At 44.5% G+C, this 10,874-nt stretch carries 7 protein-coding genes and 1 pseudogene; 4 read left to right on the forward strand and 4 right to left on the reverse strand.

Going from position 1 to position 10,874, the window contains the following annotated elements:
* From A3757_RS24085 to A3757_RS24100, 4 genes are all read left to right on the forward strand, one after another.
* On the forward strand, positions 1-1,249 hold a 1,249-nt coding region (locus A3757_RS24085), incomplete at its 5' end, for an acetate/propionate family kinase (protein WP_369819605.1).
* Between the two features lie 96 nt (positions 1,250-1,345).
* Positions 1,346-3,526, forward strand: coding sequence for a phosphate acetyltransferase (pta, locus tag A3757_RS24090; RefSeq protein WP_068553234.1), 2,181 nt, complete (start codon positions 1,346-1,348; stop codon positions 3,524-3,526).
* Between the two features lie 592 nt (positions 3,527-4,118).
* Entirely contained in the window at positions 4,119-6,257 is a 2,139-nt protein-coding gene (locus tag A3757_RS24095; RefSeq protein ID WP_068512703.1) for an adenosylcobalamin-dependent ribonucleoside-diphosphate reductase, read from the forward strand.
* A gap of 60 nt (positions 6,258-6,317) precedes the next feature.
* Positions 6,318-7,019: an NrdJb gene (locus A3757_RS24100; protein WP_068553233.1), complete on the forward strand. Its 702-nt coding sequence runs from the start codon at positions 6,318-6,320 to the stop codon at positions 7,017-7,019.
* An 89-nt stretch (positions 7,020-7,108) separates the two neighbouring features.
* Here the strand turns inward: A3757_RS24100 and pstB are convergent, their stop codons facing one another.
* The 4 genes and pseudogenes from pstB to A3757_RS27360 all read right to left on the reverse strand — a co-directional run.
* Entirely contained in the window at positions 7,109-7,885 is a 777-nt protein-coding gene (gene pstB / locus A3757_RS24105) for a phosphate ABC transporter ATP-binding protein PstB (protein WP_068553231.1), read from the reverse strand.
* Positions 7,869-9,044, reverse strand: a complete 1,176-nt coding sequence (gene pstA / locus A3757_RS24110; protein WP_068553229.1) for a phosphate ABC transporter permease PstA — start codon at positions 9,042-9,044, stop codon at positions 7,869-7,871. The genes pstB and pstA overlap by 17 nt, the downstream gene beginning before the upstream one ends.
* Positions 9,041-9,970, reverse strand: coding sequence for a phosphate ABC transporter permease subunit PstC (gene pstC / locus A3757_RS24115; protein WP_068512730.1), 930 nt, complete (start codon positions 9,968-9,970; stop codon positions 9,041-9,043). Before pstC ends, pstA begins: the two co-directional genes overlap by 4 nt.
* A 182-nt stretch (positions 9,971-10,152) precedes the next feature.
* Positions 10,153-10,874, reverse strand: a pseudogene (locus tag A3757_RS27360) (hypothetical protein); the annotation flags it as partial.

The raw sequence follows: 10,874 nt of genomic DNA on the forward strand, positions 1-10,874 counted from the left end.
CCACCCCAATAAACTTAGGAAACGTTTATTTAGCATGGCTAACTCCCTTATTCTTGTTATCAATTGTGGCAGTTCATCTTTAAAGTTTGCACTCTACTCAACCCACCCTGAAACAAGCCTTCTCGCAGAAGGCTTGGCAGAGTCGCTTAATCAGACAGAAGGCAAACTTACTGTTAAGCACCCAGGTGAGAAAGAAACCCTCTTATTAAACCTATCTTCGGAACTTGGCAACAGCCATGCGCTTGCCCTACAAGCAGCAATAGAGAAACTTGCTCGGCACTTTCCAATCAAAGAAGAACTCAAGGCCATCGGACATAGAGTTGTTCACGGCGGTAATATCTTTAGCGAATCTGTTGTGATTAGCGAACAAGTACTTGAGCAGATCAAAGCCTGCATCCCCCTTGCTCCATTGCATAATCCAGCCAATATAGTGGGTATCGAGAGCTTACAAGTGCTGCACCCTAATCTCCCACAAGTTGCAGTATTTGATACGGCATTCCATCAAACAATGCCAGCCAAAGCTTATACTTACGCACTACCCTACAAGCTTTATTCTGAACATAATGTTCGCCGCTATGGTTTTCACGGTACCAGTCACCGCTATATTGCTAAGCGTGCATCTGAAACGATAAATAAGTCATTGCCAGAGCTAAACATTATTACCGCTCACCTGGGTAACGGCGCAAGTGTTGCGGCAATAAAAAACGGTAAAAGCGCTGATACAAGTATGGGCATGACCCCACTTGAAGGGCTTGTAATGGGCACCCGATCTGGCGACATAGACCCAGGTATTTTTGACTTTCTAATCAGTCAGAATTACTCGCCCGAGGAGATATCCGAACTCCTAAACAAGCAAAGCGGTTTACTCGGTATATCTGAGCTGAGCAACGATATGCGCACAATTTGTGAGAAGGCAGATGAAGGTCATACCCAATGCAAACTTGCTTTGGAGGTATTTTGCTTTAGAGCTGCCAAACACCTGGCCGGCATGATGGCCTCACTAGAACAAATAGATGCACTGGTGTTCACCGGTGGAATTGGCGAGAACTCAGCTGTCGTTAGGCAAAAAATTGTCAAACACTTGTCAATTTTCGGCTTTACTATTAACCATGCAGCAAACAATCAGCCTTCTTCACGTAACGAATGCTACAACGGGCTTTCTATTCATGAAGACCAATCTATCCCGGTACTCGTCATCCCAACTGACGAAGAAGCTATGATTGTAGAAGACACTCTATCGCTAATATAACAAATGCTATGCGGCCACTTCTACCAGCTATTGCAACGAACCATTATGCTCTCAAACCCTTAGAATATTTGAGAACAGATTTAAGGAAAGTCTAATATGTCTAAGTCATTTTTTATTGCACCAACCGCTAAAAATGCCGGCTTAACATCCGTCAGCCTTGGCCTACTCAGAGCGCTTGACCAGATAGGTGTAAGAGTTGGTTTTTTTAAGCCGATTACACAAATTACCCAAAGCCGCCCCGATCACTCCGTCCACTTTGCTAATGCAATCAATCATATCGACAGCCCAAAGCCTATTCCACTGAAGACAGCACAAGATTACCTTACACGCGGCGACAAAGACCTTCTTATGGAAGAAGTAATCGAAAACTTCCATAAGATAAAAAAGCTGTACGATGTAATAATCATTGAAGGAATCGTTCCAACAACAGACGAAGCTCATACCAGCGTGCTCAATAAGGAAATGGCAAACAGTCTCGACGCAGAAATCATTCTGCTTGTGCCAATGACCTCCTTGCCAAGCAATTGTTCAGTTGATACCTTCGATGACCACCTAAAAACATCCTTGAGCGTATTCTCCTCAATTAAAGCCGGTGTCATTGGCTGTATTTTGAATAAAGTAGGCTGCGCACAAAACGCCAAACAACTGCACGATGATGCGATTTCGCTCACCGAAGCAACAGAGGTCGAAAACTGCCAACAACTACTCAGCACCAGCACCTTAATAGAAGCATCCACAGTGCTTAGTGAAAGTTTTCATTCTATAGGCCAGATACCCCTTGTACCGGCTTTACAGGCGCCGCGAGTCTTTGATATCGCAAATGAGCTACAAATGAAGGTCTTACCTGGAACGGGTAACGAAGAGCTTTTGCGTACACGAAGGGTTACGAGGATAGCCATTTGCGCTCGTAGTGTCAGCAACCTTGTCAGCGCACTAACCCCTGGCTGTCTACTAGTAACGCCCGGTGACAGAAGTGACGTGCTACTTGCTGCTGGCATGGCTGTACAAAATGGCCTTCCTTTAGCGGGTATCGTGTTAACGGGTAACTACCAGCCCGACCAAAGTATTCTCGATTTCTGCCGCCCTGCACTTCAAAACGGTTTACCACTGCTTAGTACGCATCATGACACCTTTGAAACCGCTGTTGCATTATCCAAGCTTGAAAATAAAGTTCCGCTAGATGATTTAAATAGAATGGATGAGGTAATGACGACTGTTGCCGACCATCTGGATATAGATTGGCTCAAACTACACTGCGATAAAGAACGCGCAACACGCCTTTCTCCGCCGGCATTTCGCTACCAGTTATCTGAAAATGCACGCAGTGCAGCGAAGACAATCGTATTACCTGAAGGCAATGAACCAAGAACTATATGCGCTGCTATCGCTTGCCACGAGCGAGAGTTAGCTCAGTGCATACTAATAGGCAATCCCGATGAAATTAAAGCAGTCGCGAGTGCTCAGGGTGTCACGCTTTCCAGTGATATTCAGATCGTCGACCCAGACGAAGCACGTGAACGCTATGTCATCCCAATGACAGAGATCAGAAAGCATAAAGGCGTGAGTCACCAAATGGCGCGAGCAATGCTAGAAGACAATGTCGTACTCGCAACGATGATGGTGGCGCTAGATGAAGTTGACGGGCTTGTATCAGGAGCTGTTCACACAACAGCCAACACTGTGCGCCCCGCGCTTCAGTTGATTAAAACAAACGATTGCGCCAAGGTAGTGTCTTCAGTTTTCTTCATGTGCCTCCCCGACCAAGTACTTGTATATGGTGACTGCGCCATCAACCCAGACCCGAATGCCGAACAGCTGGCCGATATTGCGATACAAAGTGCCGACTCAGCCAAAGCATTTGGCATTGACCCCAAAGTCGCCATGATTTCCTATAGCACAGGTGTAAGCGGCACCGGCGCAGACGTCGACAAAGTTCGTGAAGCTACTGAGATCGCTAAGAACTTAAGGCCAGACCTCGTAATTGACGGCCCCCTCCAATACGATGCGGCGGCGATTGAAAGTGTCGCCAAGAAAAAGGCACCGAACAGCCCGGTGGCCGGTCAAGCAACCGTTTTTATCTTCCCAGATCTAAATACTGGTAACACCACCTACAAAGCTGTACAACGTAGCGCCAATGTAATCAGTATCGGCCCAATGCTACAAGGTTTGCGCAAACCTGTTAACGACTTATCTCGTGGCGCATTAATAGAAGATATCGTCTTTACCATTGCACTAACGGCCGTACAGGCATGTCAGTCTGAACAAAAAGGCGATTAAAAAGCAAACCGAATTTAAGGCGCTATATCTTAGCGCCTTCATTTAGTTCGCCTCTAGTATTAGCAAAACCTACACATTCCGCTTACAGATCTAGGACTGAGATGCCTATAACAAAACACTATATCTAGTGCTAACATAAAAAGATAAGTAAGCACTAATTCTGCAAAGCCCATAAATACAAGCACCTTCCTTTTCCTCATATTTTATCGCCCCAAAGTATTGACAAACCAGTCTCGACCACCTTGATATTTACACAATAAAAAAATCGGAAAAGAAACTTCACACACCACAATATAGTGTTATACTTCCCGCATACACAACAACATGTAGTGGATACTAAAACAAAACGCCCCCTATATATTGATGTAATAAGGACAGTATTAGCCCCCAATGGACCAGCCTTTTTCGGGTTTTTACATACTGAACAAGCTTTGATGTCAGCGGCTTATGCCACTAAAGCTAGAAACAGTGTGCGGTAAAGTGATGTACCAAACTAACACTATATATAGAAGCGCTAATCAGCATTAACTCAGCCGTTTTAGCCTACTCTTAATAACAACTGAAAAAATGATATTCCAGATAGAGGTCATACATGAACGCCAAAGTTGAACCACTTGTCTCTCCATTACCAATGCAAGACGCTTCTCAAGATATCTGGCACACTAAGTACCAGCTAAAAACTAAAACTGGTCAGGCCGTCGATCAAAACATTGACGCTACCTATGAGCGTGTTGCCAAAGCGCTTTCATCTGTAGAAGAAGAGGGCAAAAGAGAAACCGTCTACAACGACTTCAAGTGGGCACTAGAAAACGGCGTTATTCCAGCCGGCCGAATCATGTCTAATGCCGGCGCAGGCGAGCATAAGCCGGCAACATCAACCATTAACTGTACTGTCTCGGGTACTGTGTTCGATTCAATGGATGATATCTTGCTCAAAAACCATGAAGCAGGCCTAACTCTTAAAGCTGGTTGCGGTATTGGTTATGAGTTTTCAACGCTACGCCCTAAAGGTGCTTACGTTGCTGGTGCAGGTGCAACCACTTCAGGCCCTCTATCTTTCATGGATATCTTTGACAAGATGTGCTTCACCGTTTCATCTGCTGGTGGGCGTCGTGGTGCGCAAATGGCGACCTTTGATGTACACCACCCTGACGTTCTGGACTTCGTACGTGCAAAACGTGAAGACGGCCGACTACGTCAGTTCAATCTTTCATTACTAATTACCGAAGACTTCATTAAAGCGGTTCAGAATGACGCTGACTGGCAGCTATCCTTCCCTGTTACTGCTGAAGAAGTTGAAGAAGACAATCTTGACCTAAGTGATGAGAGCCAATTCGTATTTCGTAGCTTCCCAGTTAAAACAAGCTATATTACTAATGATGAAGGTCAGGTAGCGTGTCGCATTTATAACACTGTAAAAGCGAAGTACATCTGGGACAGCATCATGACGTCTACCTATGACTTCGCTGAGCCAGGCTTTATCCTTATCGATAAAGTTAACGAGATGAACAACAACTGGTATTGTGAAAACATTCGCGCAACCAACCCATGCGGCGAGCAACCTCTACCACCTTATGGCAGCTGCTTGCTAGGCTCGGTGAACCTGACCAAATTTGTTGAGCGTCCATTTACTGACAAAGCCTTTTTTAACTTCGAAAAGTATAAAAAAGCTGTGGGCATCTTTACGCGCATGCTTGATAACGTTGTCGAGATCAACGGCCTTCCGCTAATTGGCCAGCGTAACGAAATTAACTTCAAGCGCCGTCACGGTATGGGAATTCTGGGTCTTGGCTCTACCTGCACCATGCTTAAGATGGCTTATGGCTCACCTGAGTCAATCGAGTTTACTGAAAAGGTAAACCGTGAGATGTCTATTGAAGGCTGGAAACAAGGCCTAGCGCTTTCAGAAGAAAAAGGCCCTGCGCCAATCATGGAAGAGACCTTCATCGTTGATGAGGAGATGCTTCTTAAACGCCCTGAAATGAGAGCCGAAGGCTACCAGGTTGGCGATGAAGTAAAAGGTAAAGTACTTCACGCAAAATACAGCCGTTACATGCAGAAAGTTGGTGAGCATGAGCCGGAACTAATCGAAAAATTAGCCGAACAAGGTGCTCGTTTTACTCACCACACTTCTATCGCACCTACGGGTACTATTTCGCTTTCACTTGCCAATAACGCAAGTAATGGTATTGAGCCTAGTTTTGCTCATCACTATTCACGAAACATTATTCGTGAAGGCAAGAAGACGAAAGAAAAAGTAGACGTATTCTCATACGAGCTTCTAGCTTACCGTCATTTCGTCAATGCTGATGCAATGCCGTTTTCTACTGACCCGAAGACACAATTACCTGATTACTTTATCTCGGCAGATGACGTAACGCCTAAGCAACATGTAGACATTCAGGCGGCAGCTCAACAGTGGGTTGACTCGTCAATCTCGAAGACTGCAAATATTCCTACAGAGTTCCCATATGAGGAATTCAAGGATATCTACATGTACGCTTACGAGAAAGGTTTGAAGGGATGCACAACTTTCCGCTTTAACCCTGAAGCATTCCAGGGCGTATTGGTGAAAGAGTCTGATCTTGAGAACACCATCTACGAATTTACGCTAGAAGATGGTACAAAAGTAAAAGCGAAAGGTAACGAAGAAATAGAATACGACGGTGAAATTCATTCAGCAGCGAACTTATTCGACGCATTGAAAGAAGGTACCTACGGAAAATACTAGACATAGTGAGCAATACACTAAGCACCCTTCACTATGTAGCAGATTGATAGGTAAAAAATTATGGCAATTAAAATTGAAAAGAAAATCGTCGGTTATCAAGTAGACAACTCCGGTGATAAAGCGCTTGTTGTAGACAACACGCCAAAGGTTGTTCCAGTAGAGATGAATGAGTCGATTAAACGACCAGACTATCTTCTCGGCTCAACTTATAAAATTAAACCACCCGTATCTGAGCATGCGTTATATATTACTATTAACGACATCATTCTTAATGAAGATACTGACCACGAAATTAGACGACCTTATGAAGTCTTCATTAATTCTAAGTCGATGGAACACTATCAGTGGGTAATCGCTTTAACTCGCGTTATCTCTGCCGTCTTCCGTAAAGGTGGTGACATCACCTTCATGATCGAAGAGCTATCTTCAGTTTATGACCCGAACGGTGGTTACTACAAGAAAGGTGGCGTCTATATGCCATCATTAGTAGCCGAGATTAGCTCTGTAGTCGAGAAGCACATGAAGACTATCGGTCTAATCAAGTCTGAAGAAATGAGCGATCATACAAAGCAGATTCTTGCTGAAAAGAAAGCCCAGTTCGAAAAGGAAGGCAGCGCTACTCACGTTAACACTGAAGAGCCACCTGAAGATAACCCATTCCCTGCTAACGCGACGCTTTGTAAGAAGTGCCACAATAAGTCGGTGATCGTTATGGATGGTTGCCAGACTTGCTTGAACTGCGGTGATAGCAAGTGCGGCTAGTGCTTTCTAGCTAAATAAGCTAAACGAAAAAGGCCAAGTAAATATTTTACTTGGCCTTTTTTGCATTTATGCGGCGCTATTTCTAACAGTTAGCCAAACCGCCCACCGATATAATCCTGCGTTACCTGATTGCTTGGCGATTCGAAAACCTTTGTCGTTTGGTCAAACTCCATTAGCTTCCCTAGGTGGAAGTGAGCTGTCATGTCGGCAGTACGATGTGCTTGTTGCATGTTATGCGTCACGATTACAATCGTGTAGCTTTTCTTTAGCTCAAGCATTAGCTCTTCGATTTTTTGTGTCGAGATCGGGTCGAGTGCTGAGGTAGGTTCGTCCATTAGTATAACGTCAGGCTTAACCGCTATCGTTCGGGCAATACAAAGCCTTTGTTGTTGACCACCTGATAGACTCGTACCAGGGGAATTCAGCTTGTCTTTAACTTCATTCCACAGACCTGCAGATATGAGAGAACGCTCAACTAAGTCATCACATTCGGTACTACCCTTTTTGACTTGGCTGTGCTTAATTGGTGCGTAAGCAACATTCTCGTAGATAGACTTTGGAAAAGGGTTTGGCTGCTGAAATACCATTCCTACACGCTTTCTTACTGAAACTTCGTCTACGTCTTTGTCATAGATATTCTTACCATCAATGACTACCCTTCCGGCAATATCAACAATGTCGATCAGGTCATTCATTCGGTTTAGGCAGCGCAAAAATGTCGATTTACCGCAACCGGATGGCCCGATCAAGGCCGTAATATTATTCTCTGGCACCTGCATGTTGATACCATGTAAAGCATGGTGATCACCATAGTGAAGGTTTAAGTCTTCAGCAACGATCTTTATGTTATTACCACTTGATTTCATACTTCTTCCTTAGGTAAATAGCTGCAGCGTTCAGTGTGATTAATATCGACAGTATGACAACAATGCCCGCTGCTGTTTTTTCTACATATGCACGTTCAGGCATACCCGCCCACGTAAAGATCTGGGCCGGCAGTACCGTCGCAGCCTCCATGATCGACGAAGGTGAATCTGGGATGAATGCAATCATTCCAATAATGATTAATGGAGCGGTTTCCCCCATGGCTTGCGCCATGCCAATTATCGTACCGGTCAAGATGCCTGGTAGCGCAATGGGTAGAACGTGGTCTTTGACAACTTGAATTTTGTTAAGGCCCAAACCATAACCTGCATGGCGAATTGACTCGGGTACACTTCTGAGTGCAGCACGAGAACTGACAATAATAATTGGTAATGTCATTAGCGCTAAAGTGATACCGCCCACTAATGGCGAGCTTCTTGGCAGACCAAATAAATTAATAAATACTGATAAGCCTAGTAGGCCGAATAATATTGAAGGAATAGCCGCGAGGTTGTTTATATTAACTTCAACAAAACGGGTAAAGCGGTTGTCGGATGCAAACTCTTCCAGGTAAATTGCCGTCATCACACCAATCGGGAAAGCAAAGGCCATTGTTACTAACAAGGTCAGTACCGAGCCTACGATGGCAGACAGTATCCCGGCATTCTCTGGCATTTTAGAGTCACCCTTACTGAAGAAAACACTATTCCAGCGTAGCTCTAACTTACCTTCTTCTTTCAACTTATCGACTAGGGCAAGCTGCTTTTCTTTCAGGTTATAGTGATGACCTTTTAAATACTGGTCAACCTGGTCATCAGCCAATGCCCACATTGTTTCGCTTGTACCCATCAATTCAGGCTGGTCTCGCATGGCTTTTGTTAACGTACGTAGCCAAGCCCTACTTACAATTTTGCGAAAATCTTTTGGAATGGCCCGGCGCGTGGACTTAGCATTTCGCTCTGAAAACTCTACTTCAACTTGCACATAAGCTTGCTTCACAGCAGGCGCAGCAGTACTAAGAATATCGACCATAAAGAAGATCAGAAACGACAGAGTAAATACGACGGAGCTCTTTGCGAAAAGTTTGAAAAATCGCGAGGCACGATGCCGTTTACTTAAGGTCGGGTCGTAAAAAGGATTAGAATTCTGTTTTGAAGTCATAGCCTGCTTATCTTGTATTTTTCTTTAAACTTACGGATTTGGGACAACGAGACCATATTGAGAATCAATGTGATCACAAATAAGACCAAGCCTAAGGCAAAAGCCGAAAGCGTTTGCGGTGAGTCAAAGGCGTGATCCCCGACAAGGGAGTCAACAATTCTCACTGTTACGGTGGTCATATCTTCTAAAGGGTTCCACGACAAATTTGGTCTAAGACCGGCAGCCATCACCACAATCATGGTTTCACCAATCGCCTTGGCAAAGCCAAGCAAACAGGCTGAAATGATGCCCGGAAGCGCAGAGGGTAAAACTATATTTTTGATCGTCTCGCTTTGCGTCATACCTAACGCATAGGCGGCATTGCGTTGACTGCTTGGTACAGCACGAAGTACGTCATCACTCAAGGATGAAATGACCGGAATAATCATAACGCCCATCACCAAGCCGCTTGCTAGTGCGCTGTTAAAAGCAGCATCGACACCAAACTGTTCCGCTATTGCTACGATGGCTGGAGCCACTGTCAACGCAGCAAAGAAGCCATAAACGACAGTCGGGATACCCGCCAGAATTTCGAGCAAGGGCTTCAATATTTTTCGCTGAGCTGATGAGGCATATTCACTCATATAAATCGCATTACCCAAGCCAATGGGTATCGATACCGCTAACGCAATAATTGTGATCATGAAGGTACCGGCGAAAATCGGTACTGCACCGAAGGAGCTTTCTCCATGGCTCATGTGCCACTCGGTACCTGTAATAAAGTACCAAAGGCTTTTTAATTGAAAGAACTCTAACGCCTGGAACAGGATAGAAAACAAAATACCAATAGTTGTAACAATGGCAATTGCGGCTGAGATCGCGAGAGTTGCTGTAATACAACGTTCTTTAATAAGGGTTGAACGCTTTTTGGATTCAACTTGAAACAAATCTATACTTCCATTATTTAAGAGCCGAATAACTGAGTGGCTAAATTTATACCTACAAAATAAAAAGCCCACTACACAGCGGGCCTTTTGATTTATTTAAGTCCAACTACTTCCTTGTAGTTAGACTTAACATCCCTGTCATTAAACTTCCTAAGACCTTACACTTTTAGACTTAAGCGGGATTATTCAGCCCAGCTCGCATCGTACTCAGTGATAGTCAAAGAGGTATCATCGTCTGTATAAAGCGTGCTACCAGCATCTACAGTGAAGCGAGCTTCAGAACCTGCAGTGAACAGATCAGCACTAGCGTTTACATTGTTCTTAATCGCTAGACCTGCACCTGTTACCGTTGCGCGAGTATCAGTATCAACACCAGTGTCACTTACACGGATCGCTTCAACGTCAGCATCTGATGAAAACTCAACCAAAATTTGAACATTGTTGAACACGTAGTCTGTACCTTCGCGCAAGCGAACTGCACGACCAACTGACTTCAAGATTGCGTTTTCAAGAGTAGGTTGCGCTTTAGGGTCACCATCAGTAGAGGTGCTGTGACTATCTGCTTCAATTACACGTGAACCAGTTTCGTCATCAACGATGTTCTGCTCAGCATAAACGTTTGAAAGTGTACCGATATAACCTTGGTCGGTATCGATTGAATCGTCACCAGCGTTGTAGATATACAAACCGTCGACGCTAACTGTACCGCCCCAAAGCTCGATACCATCATCCGCAGAACCAATGATTGCGATGTTCTCGATAGTTGTACCTGAACCTACAGAACCAAGAGAAAGACCGTTAAGCTCTTTGTCTTTTTCTACTTCATAACCAGAGTATTTGATCGCAACGTAAGTCAGTGTTCCACTGTTATCGTCCGCAATCGTTACACCAGCGTCAGGACCAT

This window comes from Oleiphilus sp. HI0117 (assembly GCF_001635235.1).

Bases quoted from the DNA above. Each gene is read 5' to 3' on its own strand.
- pstA (WP_068553229.1), bottom strand. From the start codon at position 9,044: ATGACTTCAAAACAGAATTCTAATCCTTTTTACGACCCGACCTTAAGT.
- pstB (WP_068553231.1), bottom strand. From the start codon at position 7,885: ATGAAATCAAGTGGTAATAACATAAAGATCGTTGCTGAAGACTTAAAC.
- A3757_RS24100 (WP_068553233.1), top strand. From the start codon at position 6,318: ATGGCAATTAAAATTGAAAAGAAAATCGTCGGTTATCAAGTAGACAAC.
- A3757_RS24095 (WP_068512703.1), top strand. From the start codon at position 4,119: ATGAACGCCAAAGTTGAACCACTTGTCTCTCCATTACCAATGCAAGAC.
- pta (WP_068553234.1), top strand. From the start codon at position 1,346: ATGTCTAAGTCATTTTTTATTGCACCAACCGCTAAAAATGCCGGCTTA.